Origin of the sequence: Paraburkholderia sp. J41 (assembly GCF_905220235.1) — a bacterium.
Taxonomy (GTDB): domain Bacteria; phylum Pseudomonadota; class Gammaproteobacteria; order Burkholderiales; family Burkholderiaceae; genus Paraburkholderia.
Genome location: NZ_CAJMZE010000017.1, coordinates 33,382 through 56,702, shown reverse-complemented (window position 1 = coordinate 56,702; position 23,321 = coordinate 33,382). Strand labels below are relative to the sequence as shown.

The window sequence follows — 23,321 nt, the reverse complement described above, 5'->3', positions numbered from 1 at the left end:
CCGGAAGACGGGCACGGGAAGCGGATCCGGGAGGGTATGGCCGCACCACCCCAGAACCATCTGCGCGTATCGGCAAAAGGTCTGATAGCATCCGGCACTTGTCGAGACGGATGCCAACCGATGATCGAACCCATTGCCCCACGCTGCCAGCAAGCCACGATCGAGGTAGCGCATTGGGAGGTGGACGCCGAATTTGGGATTTTCCCCCAAGGGGCGCGGGCCAAGGATGCAGTGTTCGCCCCAGACTTACCGGCTGACCCGTGTGTGGCTCCCCACAAGCGCTACCTGTTCAAGCGATCAAAGCGCAGTTATCCCGACCAGTTCTGGGGTGAGATCGTCGCGTACCGCGTTGGCTGCCGGATCGGCTTGCAGGTACCGCCCGCCTTTTCCGCCGTGAATTCAGAGACCGGCTACCCCGCCGCATTGATTGAATGGTTCTACGATGACCAGGAGCGCTTTGTCCTCGCCGGGGACTATCTCCAGTCCATCGTGCGGGATTTTGATCGGGTCAAGGGCTGAGTGGATTCTTCGAGCGCTGGCGCTCGGAAAAACCCTGACGGAAGACTGGCGTCAATGGCTCGCCGATATGTGCTGTTCGATGCAGTCATCGGTAACACCGACCGGCATCAAGACAACTGGGGGTTCGTTTTCGCGCCAGGACATCAGGAGGGCCCTGTGTCATGTCGCATCGCGCCGCTCTTTGACAACGGAACGAGCCTCGGGCACGAGCGATTCGCGGATCGTGTAAAGAACTGGTCCGACGCTGACTGCGACCGATACATTGCATGCGGCACCCATCACATCGGGAAACGGCGCGAGACCGGAGCAAGTACAGAGAAGCATCCCGACCTGGTGGGCTTTATTGTGGATATGTGGCCTGCCACGCGCGCGGTTCTGGTGGATCGTCTAACCTTACTGGAAACGGGATTGCCTGAGTTGCTGGATGATCTGGGTCCGCTTGGCGGGCCGGTGGCGTTTTCACCAGATCGTGCGGCCTTCGTTCGCCGACTACTGGAGCGCAGGATAGCGCTGCTCCAAGGAATTATTAATGAACCGCATATCCCTCATCCGTGAGCCTCAGAGGCTGTTGCTCACCTGGCAACCGCCCGTTACCGAGCCTTAAGCACGGACAAGGCGCGTTGTCGCGGAGATCGTGCGCTCTGGAAACGAAGTGGTTTTTCGATATCTGCCCGACGCCGACGATTACAAGGCTGCCGTGAAGTGCGGGTTTTCGGGCTATCCGGCTTTCCGGCCGGGTACCGTCGAGCACCATCAAGGAGTGCTCGAAGCGTTCACGCGTCGATTGCCGCCGAGAGCACGCGAAGACTTCAGCGACTTTCTGGCACGGCATCGCCTGCCTGACCCGTTCCCGCTTTCGGACATGGCATTGCTTGGCTACACGGGTGCAGCACTGCCGAGCGACGGCTTCGCACTGGTGCCTGACTTTCCAGATGAGCCCGAGTCCTTCGACTACATCACGGAACTGGCCGGCGTGCGACACGTACACGGCACGGATCTTTCCGATGTTTCAGCCGGAGACGAGGTGCAGTTTGCTGTCGATCGAGAAAATCCGGTGGAACGTGACGCACTCTTCGTCACGCACAACGGCAAGCCACTCGGCTACGTCAATCGTGCGCTACGTAACCGGGTCGCCCATTGGGCAGCGAAAGGGCATCTTTCCGCGCGCATTGAACGCCTGAATGCAAAGCCCGAGCGTCCGCTGGTCTACGTGCGAATCGAATATCGGTGACGCCTCAGGGGAGCAAACGCCACAAGCAGCCCGCGTAACCACTGTCGACGCCCATTAAAAGCCGACCCTCGCGAGTCGGCTTTTAATGGGCGTCAAGCTTTCGCCTCACACCCCGAGCGTGCTTCTTGGGTATACGCAATCATGTTCGCTGCGGCTGGCGTACCGCGGCGTCCCGGGAGCGGGACTCCGAACGCGCCGGGATTACTGCGCGAGTGCCCGGATCATCACCCTAAACCCGCAGAGCCTGTGGACGGGTTTGCCCCCGGCGCGACAGGCCCCTATTCCTGCTCTCGCTTTGCCTGATGCCCTTGGTACGTTTGGACGTGCAATGCACATCGTCATCAAACCACCAAAGGAATTCGCATGAAAACCTCAGTACCGCCCTGTTGCTTGTGGCATCAGCCGCCAGTTTGACTGGCATGTATCGTCCCGCGCCGATGGAAACCGCACAAGAGCCGGTAGGTGTAGCAACGGCCGGGGTTGCTGTTGGCTGGTATGGCGACCGATACTATGACGGCCATCGCTATTGGCAGCGCGACGAGTGGATACATCGCCACCCCAACAATCAAAACTGGAATGCCCAGCACGACGAGCGCCACCACGAAGCCAGTCACAGCGACGCTCGTAACGGCAGCGATCACCGGAGTGACGAGCGCCGCCGCGATCGCTACGACCAGTAACGATCCGAGCACCGCCGCGAACCTACGGAGACGGGGACAAAAAGCCGACTTGCGAGGGCCGGCTTTCGCGTTTGGGCTAACCGTCCGGGACCGGCCCAAATAACGGTCGTGACTTCCATCTCTTCTCCCAACGAACATGAAACCCGGATTAGCGATATACCTTGCCGCGTGTCTCGCGCTGGCCACCCACGCCGCCGAGTCACGCGCGGACCAACCGCAGCAGTTCCACTTCGGGGCCAGCGCGCCGGAGGAGCCCAGTGAGGAGGTCAAGCACATGCGCCTGAACTGGGCACAACATGGGGCGCAGCTCGCCCTTGCCGACAAGGTTAGAGAACGCGTGCGGTTGCATCTCAAGCCCCACGACCCGAACACTCCCGGCAATGCTGCGGCTTTAATCGAGGTCCACCTCGCTGATGATGGGAAAATCACAAGTGCAACGCTCTTGCGCAGCAGCGGATATCCCGAATGGGATGAGAAAGCGATGGCAGCAGTAAGAGCGGCTTCACCTCTTCCGGCTGGCATGCGGAAACTCAAGATCACCGTCCAGGCCGATTGCCGCCTAGCTCAAACTCCATGACGAAACGACACAACCGCCGCCAACGCAAGAAGCTGCGCCTTGGCGAATTTCAGGAACTAGGGTTCGCTGTAGCGGCATCGCTTCGCCACGGGCTCGACACCGTGCAACGCGATGCCCTGATCGATGCCTTTATCGTGGAGTGCGTTGAGGCGCATTGCATGTTCTTCGGCGGCGGCATCAATGAGGCGCTGAACGGCTACATCGTCGCGGACGGGGTGCGTGCATCGGCCACTGACGTACAGCGTGCACTCGTTCACAGGTGGCTTGCTGCATGCCCCGAAGTCACTGGCGTAACCGTCTCGCCGCTCTCCGACGCGCGGCACGGACACGACTGAAGCGTGCCCACATTGGCAAGCTGATGACCGGCTTCCCCTTGACGAAGCTTCGCGCGACCGCTGTGGACCGCATGCGCCGCCATGTCTTGATGTGCGACGGCGCCCGTCCACGAAGATGCGATGCTGGAGAGTGATACGGTCGCGATTCCCGACTTGCGAGGATCGACTTTCGTGTTTCAGTCAGCGGCATCCGGTTCGCTATCGCCGGAAAGCAGATCGGATAGTTCATCGGGACGCAGACGCCGCATCGCCCTCTCAACATTCCTGTCGTAGTGACGATCATTGGGATTGTGGCCGGCGTGCGCCCTGCGCGCGTACTTCTGCACGAAGAGACCAAGCGCACCGACCAGGCGGGCGCGCTTTCGATCGTCACTCACGCCAAACTCCAAGGTTCGACCTTACCGCCTTGGATCACGAAGTGCTTTCTGTCGGAGCCCGGTTCAAAAAAGCGCCAATCTTCATCGTCGGGCGCGGCATCAGTAACAATGGTGAGACACAGTCGCCGCGGCATTGAGATGGACACGTTGCCGCTATCACCGACCACCACGCGCTCGACAGTGAGCGGACCGCCGTCGGCAATGAGACCTCGTATCCGCTCTAGCGTCGCGCGAGTGCCCTCGTCTGAAACGGTGAAATCCGAGGCATCTGCGAAGATCTCATTGGCGCGCTCGATTTTCCAGTCGCATTGGACGTGCAGCGCCCACGCACCAACTCGCTTGACGGTCCCGCGCTTCGTTGTCATTTCGCGAAGGGGGCCGAACTGCAAGGTGAGCATGTCCGCTGCTCGCCCGGCTGCGCTTAGGTCCAGCCCGATAAGGACAGAAAGACGCTGCTCAATTTGTTCCCGCGTATCAATCATTTCAATCACTCCCGCCAAACAAGTCTTGAGCGCGGTCCATGAGTCCGTGGTAGTCCATTTCGTCATCGTCCTGTATGTCGTCGTGGAGTTGCCTGGCCTGATCCTGATTCAAGCCGAGGGCCTTAACCACCGCCCGGAATTGCTTGTTTTGCGCCTGATTATTCCCTGGCCGCCCATCGCCGGCCGCAAGCTCCTCCGCGTCGCCATCCGGCATATCGGGCTGGTAATCGAACGGCTGGGCATCGCCAAGCGGCGTCGCACCGTCACCGGAATCCGCGCTGAACAGGTCATCGTCAGAAGCGCCGGTGCCATCACCGCCGTCGCTGTCTGAATCTTCGTCACCACCGCCAAGCATCGCACCTGCCGCCGACTCAACGAAGCCAAAACCATCGTCAGCCGTGGCGGGGACGCCCAAGGGCGGCCTTGGGTCAAGTATCACACTCACGATCCCAGCCCCCGAGTCCAGCGGTGGCAACTCATCATTGGCCCGCTTCAGCGCCTCAAACTCAAGGTAGTTATAGACCTTGGACGGGTAGGCACCACCGCCGCCGCTCGTCGCGGGCCAGCGCTGCGGCAGGTGGGCCGGCGGCGCAACGCGCGGCACTCCCCGGTATTCACGGTTCACAACCGGCACGAGCTGCCCGGATGCCACCGCATCACATAGGAGTTTCTTGACCCCGGCGTTATCGGCCGGCAGGTTCCAGTGCGCCAGCTTCAACCGGTCGCGCACAAACGCCTGAACGTCGCGCAGCGCCCTTTCGCCGGTAATCGTGCGCAAATCCCAGTTCGGGAGGAAATGGCGGGCAAAGGTCGCCGTATCGTCCGCGAGTCGCCTGAGCCGGTCTTTCTCCCACAACTCGCTCTTGTCCACTTCGCTCAGTGGCCGCGCATTCCACGAGTAAGAGGCGCTGTCCCGCCCCGCGTTCGGATAAAGCTGGCGGGCCGACATATTGCGGTAGCCGCGCCCCCAGCTTGTCAGGTCGTAATATTGTGGTCCCGGAACCAGTGTGCACAGCCACCCGTTTTCCAGCGGTACGTCGAGCGTGTTCCACGTCATGCGCTACCCCGTCAATTGCCATTGGCGACGGCAGGTATACGTAGCACGCTGGCTGGCGTAACACCTTGCGCGATCTGGACCGACGCTCATTTGATGCGAAAAGTATTGGCGGGCGCCCGACGCGAGAATGTTCAGGTCCGGCGGAAACGGTGGCATCGATCTCATGTATCAGCAGGTATCATTAAATACCAGTCCATCACGCCTCAAATGGGTAGCTACGTGGGTAGCCAGCCACAAAATTCCGCACCAATCACAGATCAATTCGTTGATTTCATGTGGATTTTTTAGCAATACATGAGCAATATGATCGTGCTGATGTAGCGCGCCGCCTCGTACCTGGGCATCACCGGAGCATCGCAGTTTGAATCACCAGCGCGTCACCATCGAACACCTCGGCGAATTCGACGAAATCGTCGACGTGAGAACCCCGCTCGAATTCGCCGAGGATCATGTGCCCGGCGCGATCAACGCGCCCGTGCTCAGCAACGAGGAGCGCGTGCTCGTCGGCACGCTGTATCGCGAGTCGCCGTTCGACGCCACGCGCGTGGGCGCCGCGCTCGCCGCGCGCAACATCGCGCATCATCTGGACACGACGTTCGCGGATCGCCCGCGCAACTGGCGTCCGCTCATCTATTGCTGGCGCGGCGGCAAGCGCTCCGGCTCGATGACGACGATGTTCAACATGATCGGCTGGCGCGCGAAGCAACTCGAAAACGGCTACAAGGCGTACCGGCACAGCGTGCTCGAAGCGCTCGACGCGTTGCCTCGCGCGTTCGGCTACATCGTGCTCGCGGGCCCGACGGGCAGCGGCAAGACGCGGCTTCTGAACGCGCTCGGCATGGCGGGCGCGCAAACGCTCGATCTCGAAGGACTTGCCGCGCATCGCGGCTCGTTGCTCGGCGCGCTGCCCGCGCGCGCGCAGCCCGCGCAGAAGTGGTTCGACACCACGCTCGCGCAAACGCTGCGCGGCTTCGACGCGGCGCGCCCGGTGTTCGTCGAGGCGGAAAGCAAGCGCATCGGCGCGATCACGCTGCCCCTCGCCCTCGTCGAACGCATTCACAGCGCGCCGTGCGTGGTGGTCGAAGTCGGCCGCGAGGAACGCGTGTCGCTGCTGCTCGAAGAGTACGGGCATCTGCTCGACGAGCGCGACTACTTTCGCGAGCAGCTCGTCAAGCTCGCGCCGCTGCACGGGCACGAGCGTATCGACAACTGGTGCGCGCTGCTTGCGCAGAACCGGCGTGTGGAGTTGTCGGAAGCGCTGGTGGCCGAGCATTACGATCCGGCGTACACGCGCAGCACACGGCGCAATTATCAAAAGTTCGCGAAGTCGCTGCATTTCGCGTTTCGTCCGATGACGGGCGATACGCTCGCTCAGGCGCGTGCGCTGCTCGAGCAGATCGACGCCTTGCCGGCCGATGCCACGGCAACGGCAACGTCGCGCTCCGTCTAGGCCTGTTGGCTGAAAAAGCGCCCGGGCCGCACGACAACGCGCGGCCCGGGCAAAGCCGCCGGCGTACCGGCGGCGGAGGTATTGCTGACGCTCGCGAACCAGGGTGCCGTGCGAACGGCGCGGCGAACCGGCGAAGCGCAATAGTCGCGACCGGCGCGGCTTAGCGCGAGTACATCGCGTTCCAGTCTTGATTCGACACGGCGGCACGGCCGCCTGCCTGCGACGCGTTCGCGACGCCGCCGTAACCGGTGTTCGCGCCGTTGGCCGCGGCGACCTTCGCTTCGGCGGCCTGGATCGCTTCGGGATAATGGGCGTTGTCGCCGTCGCCCACGCGGTAGCCCGCTTGCTGGAGCGCCGCGAGTTCGGCGCGGACCTGGGCGCGCGTCACGGGCGAGGATTGGGCGAACGAAGCGGCGGGTGCCACGAGCGCGGAAAGGACGACGGCAGCGGCGACGGTTTGAAACAGGGACTTCATGTTACGACCTCCATTGGACTGTAGCGGTCTCGATGCGACGACATGTGCAGGTGACCGATGCATGCAGTCTATGCCTCGCTCACCCCAGGGTTAACCCCCAATCCTCCAAAGGAATGTTCCTGAACGGCGCACAATCGCCGCAAACCTCGCTGGGCGCGCGAACGCGCCTCGGCGCTTGCCGGACGCAAGCTTGGATCGAACACGAAGAAAAACGGAGCGCGCGCGAGAACGGCTCGCGGAGAAAGCGGCGTTGCGCGCGTAAATCGGCCGTCTCGATTAGCCGTCTAAATTGGCCGCCTCGATCAGCCACCTGAATTAGCCGCCTGAATTGGCCGTCTCAGTGGGCCACGTCAGTCAGCCGTGAATCACCGCACGATGGACGCGAGCGGCGCGGACGCGCCGGTGTCGGGCAGCACGGCCGAGATCGCTGCACAGACTTCGCCGACTTCGGCGGGACGGCCCGCGTCGCCGAGCGACATCGCGCGGCCCGGCACGTCGATGCCGAAGTGGCGCACCGAGGTGGCCGTGAAAATCATCACCGTCGGGCGGCCCACGGCGCTCGCGAGATGCACGAATCCCGTGTCCGTGCCCACGACGAGCGCCGCCGCGTCGATATGCTGCGCGACCTCGGTCAAGCTGAGCCGGGGCAGCACGACGGCACCCGGAATGCCCGCCGCAATGGCCTCGCCCTCGCGGCGCTCGGCTTCCGAGCCCCACGGCAGCAGCGCCGTCAGGCCGCGTTCGCGCAAATGCGCGCCCACGCGGTGCCAATGTGCCGCGGGCCACTTCTTTTCGTCGCTGGACGTCGCGTGAAACAGCAGCGCATACGGCGCATGCACGGCGCCCGCGAGCGGCGCCGCCGGCCTGGGCACGACGAGCCCGAAATCGGGCGCGCTGTCGACGGCATAGCCGAACGTGTCCCCCACGGTCTTGCGCAGGCCTTCCCACGCGAGCAGATCCTCGCGCGGCGGATAGCGCCGGTTGTAGGCGAACGCCGCGCCGGCCTCGCCCAGACTCTCGCGGCGGTAGCCGTAGGTCAGCCGTCCGCGCGCCAGAAACGCAATGATCGCGCTCTTGTAGACGCCGTGCAGGTCGAGAATCGCGTCGTACTTCACGCTGCGCAGCTCGCCGATCGAAGCCGCGATGGACTTGAGGTCGTTCAGGCTGCGCGCGCGCTTGAAGCGGCGCAGCGGCGCGCACAGCACGCGGCCGATGCCGGGATTCCAGCTCAGGATGTCGGCGAAAGCGGCGTCGGCGGCCCAGTCGACCTGCACACCGGGAAAGGCGCGGTGCAGGTCGGCCACGACGGGCTGGCCATGGACGATGTCGCCCATCGACGTCACTTTGACTATGAGAATGCGATCCATGGCGGGCAAGGCGAGGGAAACCGAATGAAAGGTCGCGGCCGGCCGGGGCGGTCCGCCGCTGTCCGAAGGACCGGCGATTATACTTCAGCGCCTGTCCGCCGACCGGCCCGCGCCGTCAGAACCGCACCGGGCACGGGGCCAGAACCAATCGGAGTGGGATGAGGTCGATGAGTTAAAATCGGACGCCCGTGATCGCCCGCGCCGATATCCCGCTCATCTGGCCCCTACGCAGCCCCGGAAGGTGGCGCGAGGCCCCGCGAGCATGCCACCGGGCTGGAGTCCACTGTTTGAAGATCCTGCTGACCAATTTCCATTACGGCCGCGGCGGCGGCCACGACACCTACGTCGGCGTGATTGCCCGCGGCCTCGCGCAACGCCACGAGGTGTTCGTCGCCGCACCGGCCACGAGCCGGCTGTATGCGCACGTCAGCGCGATCGCGCAAGTCCGGGCCTTGCCGCTCGAATTTCCCGCCAAGCTCAAGGAAGTGCGCCGCATGGTGCCGGCGTGGCGCGCGCTGCGCGATCTGCTCGAGCGCGAGCGCTTCGACATCGTGCATGCGAACGGTTCGCCCGATCACCGTCTGCTGATGTTCGCGATGATGGGCATGAAAGGCCCGCGCCCGCGCGTGGTCTGGACCAAGCACAATTCCATCGCGATCAAGGCCGATTTCCTCACGCGTGTGCGCGCGACGCGCGCCACCGACGCGGTGATCGCCGTTTCGGATTCGACGGCCGCGTTCGTGCGCGATTCGGTCTACGGCGGCAAACCGGTCACGGTGGTCAAGAACGGCGTCGACATCGACGCGTTTCAGCCCGCCAGCGCCGCGCAAACGCTCGCGGCACGCGCCGTGCTGCTCGGCGAGGCAAATGCCGGCAAATTCGTGCTCGGCACGGTCACGGGATTCGACTGGTACAAGGGCACGATGGACATGGTCGCGGCCGTGGCCGCCCTGCCCGCCGAAGCGCGCGACGCCATGCTGATCGTCGTGGTGGGCACCGAGCCCAGCGAGGAGCAATGGCGCGAGATCGACCGGCTCGGCATGCGCGGGCAGGTGCGCGTGGAAGGTTTCGTGGAGGACGTGAAAGCGTACGTGCGCGCGTTCGACGTCGGTTTCGTGGTGTCGTATGCGATCGAAACGGTGTCGTTCGCGTGCCGCGAAATGATGGCGATGGGCAAGCCCGTGATCGTCGCGCGCTACGCGGGTCTGCCCGAAAACATCGAAGACGGCGTGGACGGCTGGATCGTCCCGCCGCACGACCCGGCGGCGCTCTGCGTGACGCTCGCGCAGATTTTCGCGCGGCGCGATCAACTCGGCGCAATGAGCGTGCGCTCGCGCGCGAAGGCCGAACGCGAGTTCTCGCAGCAGGATTTCGTCGATCAGACGGAACAGGTGTATTTGCAGCAGTTACCGAAGTCGCCACCGGCGCGGTCCTGACGTTCGGGACACGCGAGCAACATCGGCCCCGGCTGTCCCCACTCACGAGCCACGGGTCCATTCTTATTCATTACGACATGGCGAATCGGGTCATTCATCTCTTCAACGGGTTTCTGAATCCGCACGGCGGCAGCGAAACCGAGGCGCTCGCGCTCGCGGAGCAACTGCGCGCGCACGGCGAAGTGAAACTCTGGGCGACGTCGTCGCGCAGCCCCGCCGAACTGCGCGAGGCGCACGGCATCGAGCGCATCACGCTCGCGCGCGCGGTACGCGGGCGCCTCGCCCACGGCTCGGGGCGCGACGCCGGCCCGGACGGCGGCACCTACGTGTTCGTCGGCGCGCACTGGCGCAACCGGCTCTGGACGCTCGTGGTGCCCCCGCCGCAGCGGCTCATCTACGTATTCAACACGTTTCATCCGAAGATTCTTTCGTTGACGTCGCAACATCCGCCGCTGCTGCGCTGGCCGAAAACGGAGTACGTGTTCATCTCCGAATTCCAGAAGACGCTGCTCGCAACGCCGGGCGTGATCCATCCGTCGCCGATCGACATCGCTCGCTTCACGCCGGCCGCCAACGCGTATGCGAAACCGGCGGGGCATCGGCCCGTGGTCGGCCGCCTGAGCCGCGACACGCTCGCCAAGCACGACCCCGAGGACTTCGCGCTTTATCGCGAATGGTCTGCCAATGGCGCGGACGTGAAGCTCCAGGGCGCGACCTGCATCGCGGGCGCACTCGAAGCCGATCCGCACCTCGAACTGCTGCCCGAGGGCGCAAGGGCCGCCGTCGATTTCCTGCGCTCGCTGGATGTGTTCTACTACCGAACAGGCAGCCACGTCGAAACCTTCGGGCGCGTGGTGTTCGAAGCCATGGCGTGCGGGCTGCCCGTCGTGTGCCACCGGCGCGGCGGCTACGCGGCGAGCATTCGCCACGGCGAAAACGGTTTCCTCTTCGACACGACCCAAGAGGCTCGCGAGATCATGCGCGTGCTGCTCGATCAGCCGGCGTTGCGGGCGAAGATCGGCGCCAATGCGCGGCGCACGGTCGAAGCGCTCTATTCGCGCAGCGCGCTCGAGCGCCGCGCCCAGTTCTACCACGGCCAGGCAATGGCTTGAGATCGCAAACAAGGAACCGCAACGTATGCAAATGACGCTCTCCGATCGAAGCCGGCCGGCTCGGGTGGAATCCTGGCCCCTGCTATTCGCCCGGTTTTCGGCGGTGCTCACGCTCGCGGCCGTGCCCGTTTCCACGGCGGGCGTGAATCTCGCGAGCGCGCTCGTGCTGCTGTTCGCCGTGTGCTCGCCCGAGGCGTGGCGCGGCTTGCGCAAGATCGGCGCTTCGCCCACGAGCGTAGCGGCCATCGTGCTGTTCGCTGCGCTCTCGCTGAGCCTGCTCTACACCACGGCCAGCATGAACGAAGCGGTCAACTTCCTCATGAAGTATCGCAAGCTGCTGATTTTCCCGATCCTGCTGCTCGTGTTCCAGGGCGAAGGCAGCTCGAAATGGGGGGGCGCCGCGATCTGGGCGCTTTTTGCCGCGCTCACGGTAGCAATGCTGCTCACCTACACGAACTTTTTCGGCTGGACCGCGATCGGGCCGATGCACGACACGCAAGGCCCCGTAAGCAAGCCTTGGGTGTTCAAGGATCACATCTCGGGCGGCCTGATGATGGCGTACCTCGTCTGGCTCTCGGTCGCGCTTGGCCGCGCCGCAACCCGCGCCGTGTGGCGCTCGCTGCTCTATCTGACCGCGCTGCTCGCGCTCGTGAACGTGCTGTTCGTGCTCCAGGGGCGCACGGGCCAGGTCGTCGCGCTGCTTTACATCGGGCTTTTCATCCTCTGGCAGCTCGCGCAGATCCTGAAGGCGCGCGCCGGGCGTAAGCAGATGGCGGCGACGCTCGTGTGCATCGTCGCGTGCGTGGGCCTCGCCTGGTATGCGTTCACGGCCAAGGATTCGCGTCTCGCCGACACGGGCCAGGAAATCACCACTTTCGAGAAGAAGAACGAAGATACCTCGGCGGGCGTGCGCCTCGAGTTCTACCGGCGCAGCGTCGATCTTTTCGCGCACCGGCCCGTCGCGGGCTATGGCGTGGGCAGCGTGCTGCCCGAGTTCGAGCGTCTCACGAAAAACCAGACCGGCGCGCGCGCCACGATGGCCGGCAATCCGCATAACGAATTTCTGCTGATGGCGGTGCAGCTCGGCGTGATCGGCGTGGCGCTGTTCGTCTGGCTGCTCGTCGCGCTCTATCGCGAATGCCGACGCGTGGAACCGCTTGCGCGCATGCTCATCTACGGTTACCTGCTCGCGTTCGTGGCCGGATGTTTCGCGAATTCGCTGCTGCTCAATTTCACCGAAGGCAGTCTGTTCGTGCTGCTGAGCGGCACCCTGCTCTACAGCCGGCGCGCTCCGGAAAACGCCCTGTAACGGCCTATCACGCTCTGTCAAGCGCTGCAACGGCCGCGCCCGGGGCGATAACCACGAAAAAGGCGACCCGCGGGTCGCCTTTTTTCATTCGATGCCGCCGCCGTTCAGCGCCCGGCGTTCACGCTTCGCCCTGCTGATACTGGATGCGATGCAGGTGCGCGTAGAGCCCCTGCTGCTCCAGCAGTTCGCGGTGCGTGCCGCGCTCGACGATACGCCCCGCCTCCATCACCAGAATGCGATCCGCGCGCTCGATGGTGGAGAGCCGGTGCGCGATCACGAGCGTCGTGCGGCCCTTCATGAGCGTTTCGAGCGCGGCCTGCACGTGGCGCTCCGATTCGGAGTCGAGCGCCGAGGTCGCTTCGTCGAGAATCAGGATCGGCGCGTCCTTGTAGATCGCGCGCGCGATGGCGAGACGCTGGCGCTGCCCGCCCGAAAGCTTCGCGCCGTTATCGCCCACGAGCGTGTCGATGCCTTCGGGCAGCGCCGCGATCGTGTCCCACAGATTGGCCGCCTGGAGCGCCTTCTGCACGCGCTCGCGGTCGGCGGTCTCGCCATACGCGACGTTGTTCGCGACCGTGTCGTTGAACAGCACGACGTCCTGGCTCACCATCGCGATCTGGCTGCGCAGCGCGTGAATGTCGTATTGCGCGAGCGGCACGCCGTCGATCAGCAACTGGCCTTCCGTGGGATCGAAAAAGCGCGGCAGCAGGTTCACGAGCGTGGTCTTGCCGCTGCCCGACGGGCCCGCGAGCGCCACCATCTCGCCCGGCGCCACGCGCAGCGTCACGCTGTCGAGAATCTTGCGCGAAGCCTCGCCATAGCCGAACGACACGCCCCGAAACTCGATCTCGCCGCGCGCGCGTTCGAGCGGCTTGCCGCCGCCCACGGGCTCGGCCGGCTCGTCGATCAAGCCGAAGATCAGCTCGGCCGCCGTCATGCCGCGCTGAAGCGGCTGGTTCACGTCGATCAAATGCTTGAGCGGCGAAATCACGAGCAGCATGGACGTGACGAAAGCGACGAAGCCGCCCACCGTGGTCTGGTCGTGCGAAGCCTGCACCACGGCGATGGTGATGACGATGGCCAGCGCGATGGACGCGAGGAACTGCGTGAGCGGCTGCGCGAGCCCGCCCGAGATCGTCATGCGCATCTGGTAGCCGCGCAGGCGCTTGCTCAGCGCGCCGAAGCGGTCGATCTCGTACTGCTCGCCGTTATGAACCTTGACGACCTTGTAGCCGCCCACGGTTTCCTCGACGATGTACGAAAGGTCGTTGGTAAGGATCTGATGCTCGCGGTTCAGGCGCCGCAGCCGCCGGTTGATCTTGCTCACGAGCCAGCCGATGGCGGGCAGCAGCACCGCCACGATCAGCGTGAGCCGCCAGTTCAGGATGAACAGATAGCCGAGCAGGAAGATCACGGTGAGCGAATCGCGCACGGCGGTGACGAGCACGCCCATCAGCACGTTGAGGATCTGATTCACTTCGAACACGATCGCGTTGATGACCGTGCTTGCCGTTTCGCGCTGGAAGAAACCGACGCTCGCGTGAATCATGCGCTCGAACATCTTGAGGCGCAGTTCGAGCAGAATGCGGTTCGACACGTATTGGAGCAGATAGCCCGATGCGTATTGCGCGAGGCCGCGCACGAGCGCGAGGCCGATCACGGCAAGCGGCACGATCCATTTGGCGCTGGGGCTGCCCTTGGTGCCGAAGCCGTGATCGAGCAGCGGTTTGAGAAGCGCGGGAATGCCGGCCTCGGTGGCCGCCACGAGCGCCAACGTGAGAATGGCCCCGATCGCCACGCCGAGGAGCGGCTTCAGGTAGGGCCACAGCCGCCGGCCGACCGACATCGGGTTCGACGCCGCGCCGGAGCCGATAGGCTTGCTGAGTGTGGACTGGAGGGGCTTCTCGCTCAAGGCATCCTCTGAAATAAGGCGTTGTCGCTACGAACTGGAAATGCGGACTCGATGAGGCGGTGCGCCGCCTGGCCGTCGGGGTATCGCATTGTATATGGTCGGCACGGATGGCCGCAGGGGAAGCCGGCCGGCTCGCCTGGCCGCGCGGGAAGCCGCGTGGTGCTGTGTATACTCCCGATGCGCCCGGCGTGCGCCGCAGCCGGCGCGCGCTACGCAGCGCGCTGCCCCGCGCCGGCCCGCTTCCCTTACCGCCTGACCGGGCATCTCATCCCGCATCGAATCCGCATGACACACACCACGCTCGGCGTTGCCATCATCACGAAGAACGCGGCGGCACGGCTCGCGCAATGCCTCGCGTCGGTCGCCTTCGCCGACGAGATCGTCGTGCTCGACAGCGGCAGCACCGACGCCACGCTCGAAATCGCCCGCGCGCACGGCGCCCGCGTGATGGCAAGCGCCGACTGGCCCGGCTTCGGCCCGCAGAAAAATCGCGCGCTCGATGCGCTGGCAACCGACTGGGTGCTTTCCCTCGATGCCGACGAAGTCGTTTCGCCGGAACTGGCCGCGTCGATTCGCGCGACGCTCGCCGCGCCGCAAGCCGACGTCTACGCCGTGGACCGCCTGTCGAGCTTTTGCGGAACATGGATCAAGCACAGCGGGTGGTATCCCGACTGGATTCCACGCCTCTTCAAGCGCGGCAGCGCGCGTTTCTCCGACGACCTCGTACACGAGCGGCTCGTGTTCGACGCCCGCGCGCAACGCCTCGCGGGCAAGCTGCTCCATTACTCGTACGAGGACTTCGAAGGCGTGCTTCGCAAGCTCGATTCCTATTCGGGAGCCGGCGCGCGCCAGCGGGCGGCGGGCGGCAAAAGCGGCGGCTTCGGCAAAGCCGTGGCGCGCGGCGCGTGGGCGTTCGTGCGCACTTACGTGCTGCGCGCGGGTTTCCTCGACGGCTGGGCCGGTTTTCAGATTGCCGTATTCAACGCGGAAACCGTGTACTACCGCTTCCTGAAACTCGCGCTGCTCGGCCAGCAAGGCCAGCAGCGCGAGCGGCGCGATCCGTAGACGAATCAGTAGACGATCTCGATCGAACTGCCCGCGAACTCGCCGCGCAACGCGGCGAGCAGGTCGTCGGTGGGCTTGACGCGCCAGGCGTCGCCGAGGCGCACCTCGCCTTCCGCGCGATCGTTGCGATAGACGATTTGCACCGCCAGGCCGTTGGGGATCGCCGCCTGAGCGCGTTCGCCGCGATCGCGGCCGAAGCCGCCACGGCCGCCGCGCGTTTCGGCGGCGGGCGCCGGCAGCGAGTCGTCGGGTTTCGCGCGATGCGCTTCGAGCACCGAACGCAGCGCGAGCGCGTTGGCGTTGCCGTTCATCTGCACCTTCACGGCCTGCGCGTAGCGGCTGCGCGCGCGTTCGAGATCCATCACGGTGTCCACCGTGAAGCGGATGCCGCCCGTGAACGCGTCGTTGCGCGCGCTGCCTTGCACGACCAGCAGTTCGTCTTCCTTGAACAACGCCTTGTGCGCCTCGTACTGCTCGTTGAACACCGTCACCTCGCACTGGCCGGTGCCGTCGTCGAGCAGCGCGATCAGCATCTTGCCGCGCTGGGTCATCTGCGTGCGCAGCGAAGCGATCACGCCCGCAACGAGCTTGTCGCGCCCTTCCTTCAGTTCGCCGATCTTCTGGCGCACGAACCGGCGCACTTCGTCCTTGTAGGCGTCGAACAGGTGGCCCGAAAGATAGAAGCCGAGCGCGCCCTTTTCTTCCTGAAGCCGGCGCTTGTCGCCCCACGCCGGTTCGTCGACGAGTTCGTGCGCCGCGAGCGGCGCGTCGCCCATGTCGAAGAGACCGGCCTGCATGGCGTTGGCGCTCGCCTGGTCGGCGGCTTCCATCGCCATCGGCACCGAGGCGAGCAGTTGCGCGCGATTCGCGTGGATCGAATCGAACGCGCCCGCGCGGATCATGGCCTCGATCGTGCGGCGGTTCACGAGACGGCGGTCGATGCGCTCGCAAAAGTCGAACAGATCCTTGAACGGGCCGCCTTCCTCGCGCGCGCGCAAGATTTCCTCGATGGCGTTTTGCCCGCTGCCCTTGATCGCGCCCAGACCGTAGCGGATCGTGCGCGAGCGCTTGCCCTGCGCGACGTTCGCGTCGGCGACCGGCTCGAAGCGATACGCCGAGGCGTTTACGTCCGGCGGCAGCACGACCATCTTGTTGGCGAGGCAGTCCTCGAACAGGATCTTCACCTTGTCGGTGTCGTCCATGGCGAGCGACATGTTGGCCGCCATGAATTCCGCCGGATGGTGCGCCTTGAGCCACGCCGTGTGATAGGCGAGCAGCGCGTACGCGGCCGCGTGCGACTTGTTGAAGCCGTAGCCCGCGAACTTTTCCATCAAGTCGAAGGTTTCGTCGGCTTTCTCGGCGGTGAGGCCGTTCTTCGCCGCGCCTTCGCGGAACAGCTCGCGATGCTTGGCCATTTCCTCGGGCTTTTTCTTGCCCATCGCGCGGCGCAGCAAGTCCGCGCCGCCGAGCGAGTAGCCGCCGATGATCTGCGCCATCTGCATCACCTGCTCCTGATAGACCATGATGCCGTAGGTCTCTTTCAGAACGGGTTCGACGCGCGGATCGGGATACTCCACCACTTCGCGGCCGTGCTTGCGCGCGCAAAAGCTCGGGATCAGGTCCATCGGGCCGGGGCGATACAACGCCACGAGCGCGATGATGTCCTCGAAGCGGTCGGGCTGCGCATCCTTCAGCATGCCTTGCATGCCGCGGCTTTCGAGCTGGAACACGGCAACCGTATTCGCTTTCTTGAGGATCGAGAACGACGCGGGGTCGTCGAGCGGCACCTGCGCGAGCGACCAGTTTTCCTTCGAAGGGTCGAGACGGCGGATATAGCGTTCGGCCCAGTCGAGAATCGTGAGCGTGGTCAGGCCCAGAAAGTCGAACTTCACGAGGCCGACGGCTTCCACGTCGTCCTTGTCGTACTGGCTCACCACGCCGCTTTCGTCGCCCTGCGTATAGAGCGGGCAGAAGTCCGTGAGCTTGCCCGGCGCGATCAGCACGCCGCCCGCGTGCATGCCCACGTTGCGCGTGAGACCTTCCACGAGTTGCGCGAGGTCGAGCAACTGGTGGACTTCGTCCTCGTTGTCGTAGCGCTCCTGGAGCAGCGGCTCCTCCTTCATCGCGTCGGCAATGGTGACGTGCTTGCCCGGCTTGAACGGAATGAGCTTGGCCACGCCGTCCGTGAAGTTGTAGCCGAGGTCGAGCACGCGGCCGATGTCGCGCACCGCCGCCTTCGCGGCCATGGTGCCGAAGGTCGCGATTTGCGACACCGCGTCGGCGCCGTACTTCTCCTTCACGTACTGAATGACGCGGTCGCGGCCGTGCTGGCAGAAGTCGATGTCGAAGTCGGGCATCGAAACGCGTTCCGGGTTCAGGAAGCGTTCGAACAGCAGGTTGTAGCGCAGCGGGTCGAGATCGGTAATGCCGAGCGCGTACGCGACCAGCGAGCCCGCGCCCGAGCCGCGGCCCGGACCGACCGGCACGCCGTTGTTCTTCGCCCAGTTGATGAAGTCCGCGACGATCAGGAAGTAGCCCGGAAAGCCCATCTTGACGATGGTGCCGCACTCGAAATCGAGCCGCTCGTTGTAGCGCGCGCGTTCGTTCTCGCGCTCGGTCTCGTTCGGATACAACTGCTCGAGCCGCTTTTCCAGCCCTTCGCGCGAAAGCTGCACGAGGTAGTCGTCGAGCGACATGCCGTCGGGCGTGGGAAAGAGCGGCAGCTTGGGCTTGCCGAGTTCGAGCGTGAGATTGCAGCGCTTGGCGATTTCCACCGTGTTCGCGATCGCCGAGGGCAGATCGGCGAAAAGGGCCGCCATTTCCTCCTGCGTGCGAAAACGCTGGTCGGTCGTGAAGCGCTTCTGGCGGCGCGGATTCGCAAGAATGTCGCCCTCCGAGATACACACGCGCGCCTCGTGCGCCATGTATTCCTCGTCGGTCATGAACTGCATGGGATGCGTGGCGACCACGGGCAGCTTCAGTTGCGCCGCGAGCGCCACCGCCTGCTCGATGTAGCGCTCGCCGCCCGGCTGGCCGCAGCGCTGCAACTCGATGTAGTAACCGTTCGGAAACAGCTTGGCCCAGCGCTGCGCATGGCGCTTCGCGCTTTCCTCGTTACCCGCCGCGAGCGCGAGGCCCACGTCGCCCTGCTGCGCGCCCGAGAGCGCGAGCAGTCCTTCGCCCAGACCCGCCTCGAGCCACGCGACGTCGACTTCGGCGCGGCCGCGATACTGGTTGGTGAGCCAGGCTTTGGAGAGCAGCTCGCACAGGTTCAGGTAGCCGTGCTTGTTTTTCACGAGCAGCAGCAGCCGCGAAGGCTTGTCGCGGTCGTCGGGATTCGTGATCCAGACGTCGCAGCCGGCAATGGGTTTGACCCCCTTGCCGCGGGCTTCCTGATAGAAACGGACGAGGCCGAATGCGTTGCCGAGGTCGGTGAGCGCGAGCGCGCCTTGACCGTCTTTGGCCGCCGCCTTGACGAGGTCGTCGAGACGCACGATGCCGTCGGCAATCGAGAATTCGGAGTGGACGCGAAGATGGACGAAGCGGGGATCTGACATGGACGGGATTGTACCTCTACGATCACGCGATTTTGCCCGCTGCTCGCAGGGGCAGCGCAACGTTGGCCTTTCGGACAAGGCCTCGCGCGCCAGCAGGCCCGCGACCTGCCGCCCGAAACGGGAGGCGGCCGGCAACGCGCGCGATTGAGGGATAATAGCGGATTGCGCCCGGTGCGCGCCCTGCCCCTTTTTGTGCGTTTTCGCTCGTCGCGCGCAGCTTCGGGGCGTTGGCCCAGGACGCGTCCGGCCCCGGTTTTCACGCGCGCCTTATCGCGCTTCTGTCGCGCTTTGCCGCGCTTTGGCCGCCGCTTGCGCCGCCTTTCCTGCGGCTTTTCCTGCGGCTTTTAGAGCGCCTTACATCGAGCGCCTTACACGTTGCATCATGCGTATTCTCAATCTGTCCGCTTATCAGTTCGCCACGCTCGACAAAACCGTCGAATGGCGCCCGCTCGTGCTCGAACGCTGCCATGCGCTCGACTTGCGGGGCACGATCCTGCTCGCGCCGGAAGGCATCAATCTGTTCGTCGCCGGCGACGAGCCGAACGTGCGCGCGTTCATGAATTACATCAATCACGATCCGCTGTTCGAGGGCAAATTCGCCACGCTGCGGTTCAAGGAAAGCTTTTCCGAAACGCGCCCCTTCAACCGCATGCTCGTGCGCCTCAAGCGCGAGATCATCACCATGAAGAAGCCCGCGATTCGCCCCGAGGAAGGCCGCGCGCCCTCGGTGGCGCCCGTCGTGCTCAAGCAATGGCTCGATCGCGGCCATGACGACGAAGGCCGCCCGGTCGTGATGCTCGACACGCGCAACGCATTCGAGATCGACGTGGGCACCTTCGACGCGGCGCTCGATTACCGCATCGACAAGTTCAGCGAATTCCCGGCCGTGATCGAGGCGAATCGCGCCGATCTCGAAGGCAAGACGGTCGTGTCGTTCTGCACGGGCGGCATTCGCTGCGAAAAAGCGGCCATCCACATGAAGGAAGTGGGCGTCGAGCACGTTTATCAGCTCGAAGGCGGCATTCTCAAGTACTTCGAGGAAGTAGGCGGCGCGCATTACCACGGCGACTGCTTCGTGTTCGACCAGCGCACGGCGCTCAATCCGCAACTCGAGCCGACCGGCACCGTCCAGTGCTTCGCCTGCCGCGCCGTGGTGACGGCCGCGGAGCAGGCTTCGCCGCTCTACGAAGCGGGCAAGAGCTGCCCCGCGTGCCATCCCGGGCGCGCGCAGGCGGCGCGCCCCGCAACCGCGCCCGCAACCACGGCGTAACGTTCGCATGAGACTCGCGTGAGCGCGCAGGCTCCGGCTTATCGCGGGCGTTTCGCGCCCTCGCCCACGGGCCCGCTGCATTTCGGCTCGCTGGTCTCCGCGCTCGCGAGCTGGCTCGACGCGCGCGCGCACGGCGGCGCGTGGCTCGTGCGCATCGAGGACATCGACGGCCCGCGCACCGCGCCCGGCGCCGCCGACGACATACTCGCCACGCTCGCGCGCTTCGGCTTTCACGCCGACGAGCCGCCCGAGTGGCAAAGCGCGCGCCTGGGCGTTTATCGCGCGGCGCTCGACCGGCTGATCGCGGCGGGCCACGTTTATCCGTGCGGTTGCACGCGCAAGGAAATCGCCGATTCGCAGTTGCGCGCGCATCAACGCAACACCACGCTGATTTACCCCGGCACGTGCCGTGGCGGTTTGCACGGCAAGCCCGCGCGCGCGTGGCGGCTGCGCGTGCCGGACCACGCCTCGGGCGGCACTTCGGACGACGCCGGCACTTCGGGCGCGGCGGGCACCTCGGGCACCTCGGGCGCAGCGGGCGCAGCGGGCACTTCGGGCACTTCGGGCGCGGCGGGCGCAGCGGGCGGCAATCCCGCGCTGATCCGCTTCGAGGACCGCTGGCAGGGCGCGCAAACGCAAGATCTCGCCACCGAAGTCGGCGATTTCGTGCTGCTGCGCGCGGACGGGCAATGGGCGTATCAGCTCGCCGTGGTCGTGGACGACGCGTTGCAGGGCATCACGCACGTCGTGCGCGGCGCCGACCTGCTCGACTCCACGGCGCGGCAAATCTGGCTCCAGCGCTGTCTGGGCGTGCCCACGCCCGCGTATCTCCACGTGCCCGTCGTCAACAATGCCGACGGCGAAAAGCTCTCGAAGCAGACCGGCGCGCAGGCGCTGGACGCATCGCGGCCGCTGGAGGCGCTCGTCGCGGCGTCCCGGCATCTGGGCCTCGCGCTGAGCCAACCCGCGCCCGCGACGCTCGAAGCGTTTCAGGCCGACGCCGTGAACGCCTGGAAACAGCGGCTCGCGCAACTCCCGGCTTGAGTTTTCAGCGCGGCAAAAACCGCCGTGAAATGCGAAAACGGCGTGCCGGACAACTCCGGCACGCCGTTTTTTATCGCCGCGAAAAAAGCGCCGTTAGTTCGACGAAGGCGTCGGCTTGTTGCGCCACGACGTTCCCAGACCGCCCAGAAGCGCCGCGAGCGGCTGCTTCGACTGCGACTTTTGCGGCGCGGCGGCGGCCGGCTGGCTGTCGTCGGCCTTCGAACGCGCGCCCGGCGACGGCTCGTAGGGCTTGAGGAAGAAGTCGTCGACCGGCTGCGCACGATGATGATGCGCGCGCTCGAACGACCCCGCGCGGCGATGGCCGCCGCTGCGTTCGCCACGGTCGCTGCGCTCGCCACGCTCGGCGCCCCGGCCTTCGTAGCCGTCGCGCTCGCGGCGGCGGCCGCCGCTTTCGTGATGCGCGATCGGCATGTCGACGTGAAGCCGCTCGACCGTCAGCGGGCGCTTGATGAGCTTTTCGATGTCGGCGAGCTGCTTCTTCTCGTTGGGGCTGCACAGCGAAAGCGCGTCGCCCGAGGCGCCCGCGCGACCCGTGCGGCCGATGCGGTGTACGTAGTCTTCGGCGTTGAACGGCAGATCGAAGTTAATGACGGCCGGCAGTTCGGCGATGTCGAGACCGCGCGCCGCCACGTCGGTGGCCACGAGCGCTTCGATCTCGCCGCGCTTGAAGGCGTCCAGCGCCTGCATGCGCTCGCTTTGCGAACGGTCGCCGTGGATCGCCGCCGCCACGATGCCCTGTTTCTCGATCTGGCGCGCGAGGCGGCTCGCGCCGATCTTGCTGTTGCAGAACACGATCACCTGCTTGAGACCGCGCGCGCGGATCAATTGCACGACCGCGCCGGTCTTGTCGCCCTCGGCGACTTCGTAGACGACCTGCGTGACGTTGGTGGCCGTGGAGTTGCTGCGCGCGACTTCGATGGTCTGCGGCGTGCGCAGATACGTGGACGCGAGCTTCTTGATTTCCGGCGAGAACGTGGCCGAGAACAGCAGCGTCTGGCGCTCCTTCGGCAGCAGGTTCAGGATGCGCTGGAGGTCGGGCAGAAAGCCCATGTCGAGCATGCGGTCGGCTTCGTCGAGCACGAGCATCTGCACCTGGCCGAGATTCGTGGTCTTTTGCTGAACGTGGTCGAGCAGACGGCCCGGCGTCGCGATCAGGATTTCCACGCCGCGGCGCAGTTCGTCGGACTGCGGGTTCATGTCGACGCCGCCGAACACCACCGCGCTGCGCAGCGGCGTGTGTACCGCGTAGGAACGCACGTTGTTGGCCACCTGGTCGGCCAGCTCGCGCGTGGGCGTGAGGATCAGCGCGCGCACCGGGTGGCGCGCGGGCGATGCGCTCGTGTTGCCGTTCGGCAGGAGGCGTTGCAGGATCGGCAGCGAGAAGCCCGCCGTCTTGCCGGTGCCCGTTTGCGCCGCAGCCAGCACGTCGCGGCCCGTGAGCACGACGGGGATCGCCTCGGCCTGGATCGGCGTGGGCGTCGTGTAGCCCTGGTCCTTGATGGCCCGCAGGATTTCGGGGGCAAGGCCAAACTGGTCGAAGGTCGCAGTGCTGGGCTTGACGGCTGTGTCGGACATGGTGGCTTTCGCTATAAAGGCGCTGTTCGCGCGAGGCGCGTTAGACGCCTCAAATGATCACTGCTGGGATATTGCCTGGACCTGGCCGGTGGCGGATGGAACTCGCCACCGGGCCTGGGTTCGCCCGGCCTTCCGCCTCGGGCCGGCTTGCGGCGGCGCCAGGCTCGCCGGCCGGGCCGCTTGAATCGCTTGAGGCTGCGCGGGACGCTTGCCGCGCAGGCCGTTTATTCGGGGCCGGAGCACCGGCCGCGTACTCCGCGTGCGCCGCGCCGGCTTTTTGCACCGGCTGCGCAACGCCCCGCGTTTCCGTCGCCGCCGCCGGCGGCGCGGCAAAGCTTGCCGAAGGCTTACGGCGCCTTTGCGCACGGTTGCCCGCCTGGTTGCGGCCACGGCGGGCGCAACCCGCCGAAAGGCCGGTATTGTAGCACCTTGGCATAAATCCCTATGGCCGCCGCCAACGCGTTCTGCCT

General features: G+C 65.3%; 21 protein-coding genes. 13 read left to right on the top strand and 8 right to left on the bottom strand.

Features of this window, described 5'->3' with window-relative positions:
* Positions 1–120: 120 nt before the first annotated feature.
* The 6 genes from U5805_RS18645 (at position 121) to U5805_RS18620 (ending at position 3,342) form a co-directional block, all read left to right on the top strand.
* Positions 121–519: a hypothetical protein gene (locus U5805_RS18645; RefSeq protein WP_322104974.1), complete on the top strand. Its 399-nt coding sequence runs from the start codon at positions 121–123 to the stop codon at positions 517–519.
* A gap of 54 nt (positions 520–573) precedes the next feature.
* Positions 574–1,074 (top strand): hypothetical protein, encoded by a 501-nt coding sequence (locus tag U5805_RS18640; RefSeq protein WP_322104973.1) that lies wholly within the window; start codon positions 574–576, stop codon positions 1,072–1,074.
* Between the two features lie 97 nt (positions 1,075–1,171).
* Complete coding sequence (locus U5805_RS18635; protein ID WP_322104972.1) at positions 1,172–1,750, top strand: HIRAN domain-containing protein; 579 nt, start codon at positions 1,172–1,174, stop codon at positions 1,748–1,750.
* A gap of 437 nt (positions 1,751–2,187) precedes the next feature.
* Positions 2,188–2,430 carry a hypothetical protein gene (locus U5805_RS18630; protein WP_322104971.1) on the top strand — a complete coding sequence of 81 codons (243 nt, stop codon included), beginning with the start codon at positions 2,188–2,190 and terminating at the stop codon, positions 2,428–2,430.
* Positions 2,431–2,704: 274 nt separating this feature from the next.
* Positions 2,705–3,007, top strand: a complete 303-nt coding sequence (locus tag U5805_RS18625; RefSeq protein ID WP_322104970.1) for an energy transducer TonB — start codon at positions 2,705–2,707, stop codon at positions 3,005–3,007.
* On the top strand, positions 3,004–3,342 hold the full coding sequence (locus U5805_RS18620) for a YggL family protein (RefSeq protein WP_322104969.1): 339 nt from the start codon (positions 3,004–3,006) through the stop codon (positions 3,340–3,342). Before U5805_RS18625 ends, U5805_RS18620 begins: the two co-directional genes overlap by 4 nt.
* A 176-nt stretch (positions 3,343–3,518) precedes the next feature.
* On the opposite strand, the gene U5805_RS18615 is transcribed toward U5805_RS18620, so the two are convergent.
* From U5805_RS18615 to U5805_RS18605, 3 genes are read right to left on the bottom strand one after another with little or no spacing between them, the layout of a single operon-like run.
* Positions 3,519–3,719 (bottom strand): hypothetical protein, encoded by a 201-nt coding sequence (locus U5805_RS18615; RefSeq protein WP_322104968.1) that lies wholly within the window; start codon positions 3,717–3,719, stop codon positions 3,519–3,521.
* The gene (locus U5805_RS18610) at positions 3,716–4,201 is read right to left on the bottom strand and encodes a hypothetical protein (RefSeq protein WP_322104967.1); all 486 of its coding nucleotides are present in this window, start codon (positions 4,199–4,201) and stop codon (positions 3,716–3,718) included. The genes U5805_RS18615 and U5805_RS18610 overlap by 4 nt, the downstream gene beginning before the upstream one ends.
* A 1-nt stretch (position 4,202) precedes the next feature.
* Positions 4,203–5,258, bottom strand: a complete 1,056-nt coding sequence (locus U5805_RS18605) for a hypothetical protein (protein ID WP_322104966.1) — start codon at positions 5,256–5,258, stop codon at positions 4,203–4,205.
* Positions 5,259–5,619: 361 nt separating this feature from the next.
* Between U5805_RS18605 and mnmH the strand changes: the two genes are divergently transcribed.
* Positions 5,620–6,708 (top strand): tRNA 2-selenouridine(34) synthase MnmH, encoded by a 1,089-nt coding sequence (mnmH, locus tag U5805_RS18600; protein ID WP_322104965.1) that lies wholly within the window; start codon positions 5,620–5,622, stop codon positions 6,706–6,708.
* A 160-nt stretch (positions 6,709–6,868) separates the two neighbouring features.
* Here the strand turns inward: mnmH and U5805_RS18595 are convergent, their stop codons facing one another.
* Together U5805_RS18595 and waaC are read right to left on the bottom strand one after the other, a co-directional pair.
* Positions 6,869–7,183 carry a DUF4148 domain-containing protein gene (locus U5805_RS18595; RefSeq protein ID WP_322104964.1) on the bottom strand — a complete coding sequence of 105 codons (315 nt, stop codon included), beginning with the start codon at positions 7,181–7,183 and terminating at the stop codon, positions 6,869–6,871.
* A 365-nt stretch (positions 7,184–7,548) separates the two neighbouring features.
* Positions 7,549–8,550, bottom strand: coding sequence for a lipopolysaccharide heptosyltransferase I (gene waaC / locus U5805_RS18590; protein WP_322104963.1), 1,002 nt, complete (start codon positions 8,548–8,550; stop codon positions 7,549–7,551).
* A 287-nt stretch (positions 8,551–8,837) separates the two neighbouring features.
* Here waaC and U5805_RS18585 point away from each other — a divergent pair, with 287 nt between their 5' ends.
* From U5805_RS18585 to U5805_RS18575, 3 genes are all read left to right on the top strand, one after another.
* Positions 8,838–9,986 (top strand): glycosyltransferase family 4 protein, encoded by a 1,149-nt coding sequence (locus tag U5805_RS18585; RefSeq protein WP_322104962.1) that lies wholly within the window; start codon positions 8,838–8,840, stop codon positions 9,984–9,986.
* A gap of 77 nt (positions 9,987–10,063) precedes the next feature.
* On the top strand, positions 10,064–11,098 hold the full coding sequence (locus tag U5805_RS18580; protein ID WP_322104961.1) for a glycosyltransferase family 4 protein: 1,035 nt from the start codon (positions 10,064–10,066) through the stop codon (positions 11,096–11,098).
* Between the two features lie 64 nt (positions 11,099–11,162).
* Entirely contained in the window at positions 11,163–12,407 is a 1,245-nt protein-coding gene (locus U5805_RS18575) for an O-antigen ligase family protein (protein WP_322104960.1), read from the top strand.
* Between the two features lie 118 nt (positions 12,408–12,525).
* Here U5805_RS18575 and msbA read toward each other — a convergent pair whose 3' ends face one another.
* Positions 12,526–14,319, bottom strand: a complete 1,794-nt coding sequence (gene msbA, locus U5805_RS18570; protein WP_322104959.1) for a lipid A export permease/ATP-binding protein MsbA — start codon at positions 14,317–14,319, stop codon at positions 12,526–12,528.
* A 285-nt stretch (positions 14,320–14,604) separates the two neighbouring features.
* Here msbA and U5805_RS18565 point away from each other — a divergent pair, with 285 nt between their 5' ends.
* Positions 14,605–15,384, top strand: coding sequence for a glycosyltransferase family 2 protein (locus U5805_RS18565; protein WP_322104958.1), 780 nt, complete (start codon positions 14,605–14,607; stop codon positions 15,382–15,384).
* Positions 15,385–15,389: 5 nt separating this feature from the next.
* Here the strand turns inward: U5805_RS18565 and dnaE are convergent, their stop codons facing one another.
* A complete protein-coding gene (gene dnaE, locus U5805_RS18560) occupies positions 15,390–18,950 on the bottom strand; it encodes a DNA polymerase III subunit alpha (protein ID WP_322105055.1) in 3,561 nt (1,186 codons plus the stop codon).
* Positions 18,951–19,323: 373 nt separating this feature from the next.
* On the opposite strand from dnaE, the gene U5805_RS18555 reads away from it, so the two are divergent.
* A complete protein-coding gene (locus U5805_RS18555) occupies positions 19,324–20,211 on the top strand; it encodes a sulfurtransferase (protein WP_322104957.1) in 888 nt (295 codons plus the stop codon).
* 18 nt (positions 20,212–20,229) lie between these two features.
* A complete protein-coding gene (gluQRS, locus tag U5805_RS18550; RefSeq protein ID WP_322104956.1) occupies positions 20,230–21,255 on the top strand; it encodes a tRNA glutamyl-Q(34) synthetase GluQRS in 1,026 nt (341 codons plus the stop codon).
* A gap of 93 nt (positions 21,256–21,348) precedes the next feature.
* Here the strand turns inward: gluQRS and U5805_RS18545 are convergent, their stop codons facing one another.
* On the bottom strand, positions 21,349–22,851 hold the full coding sequence (locus tag U5805_RS18545; RefSeq protein WP_322104955.1) for a DEAD/DEAH box helicase: 1,503 nt from the start codon (positions 22,849–22,851) through the stop codon (positions 21,349–21,351).
* Positions 22,852–23,321 lie beyond the last annotated feature (470 nt).

Excerpts from the sequence above, each read along its gene's own strand:
- U5805_RS18580 (WP_322104961.1), top strand. The coding sequence starts at position 10,064 with ATGGCGAATCGGGTCATTCATCTCTTCAACGGGTTTCTGAATCCGCAC.
- U5805_RS18555 (WP_322104957.1), top strand. The coding sequence starts at position 19,324 with ATGCGTATTCTCAATCTGTCCGCTTATCAGTTCGCCACGCTCGACAAA.
- U5805_RS18630 (WP_322104971.1), top strand. The coding sequence starts at position 2,188 with ATGGAAACCGCACAAGAGCCGGTAGGTGTAGCAACGGCCGGGGTTGCT.
- U5805_RS18595 (WP_322104964.1), bottom strand. The coding sequence starts at position 7,183 with ATGAAGTCCCTGTTTCAAACCGTCGCCGCTGCCGTCGTCCTTTCCGCG.
- U5805_RS18605 (WP_322104966.1), bottom strand. The coding sequence starts at position 5,258 with ATGACGTGGAACACGCTCGACGTACCGCTGGAAAACGGGTGGCTGTGC.
- U5805_RS18640 (WP_322104973.1), top strand. The coding sequence starts at position 574 with ATGGCTCGCCGATATGTGCTGTTCGATGCAGTCATCGGTAACACCGAC.
- U5805_RS18565 (WP_322104958.1), top strand. The coding sequence starts at position 14,605 with ATGACACACACCACGCTCGGCGTTGCCATCATCACGAAGAACGCGGCG.
- U5805_RS18610 (WP_322104967.1), bottom strand. The coding sequence starts at position 4,201 with ATGATTGATACGCGGGAACAAATTGAGCAGCGTCTTTCTGTCCTTATC.
- U5805_RS18545 (WP_322104955.1), bottom strand. The coding sequence starts at position 22,851 with ATGTCCGACACAGCCGTCAAGCCCAGCACTGCGACCTTCGACCAGTTT.
- U5805_RS18645 (WP_322104974.1), top strand. The coding sequence starts at position 121 with ATGATCGAACCCATTGCCCCACGCTGCCAGCAAGCCACGATCGAGGTA.
- U5805_RS18625 (WP_322104970.1), top strand. The coding sequence starts at position 2,705 with ATGCGCCTGAACTGGGCACAACATGGGGCGCAGCTCGCCCTTGCCGAC.
- U5805_RS18620 (WP_322104969.1), top strand. The coding sequence starts at position 3,004 with ATGACGAAACGACACAACCGCCGCCAACGCAAGAAGCTGCGCCTTGGC.
- waaC (WP_322104963.1), bottom strand. The coding sequence starts at position 8,550 with ATGGATCGCATTCTCATAGTCAAAGTGACGTCGATGGGCGACATCGTC.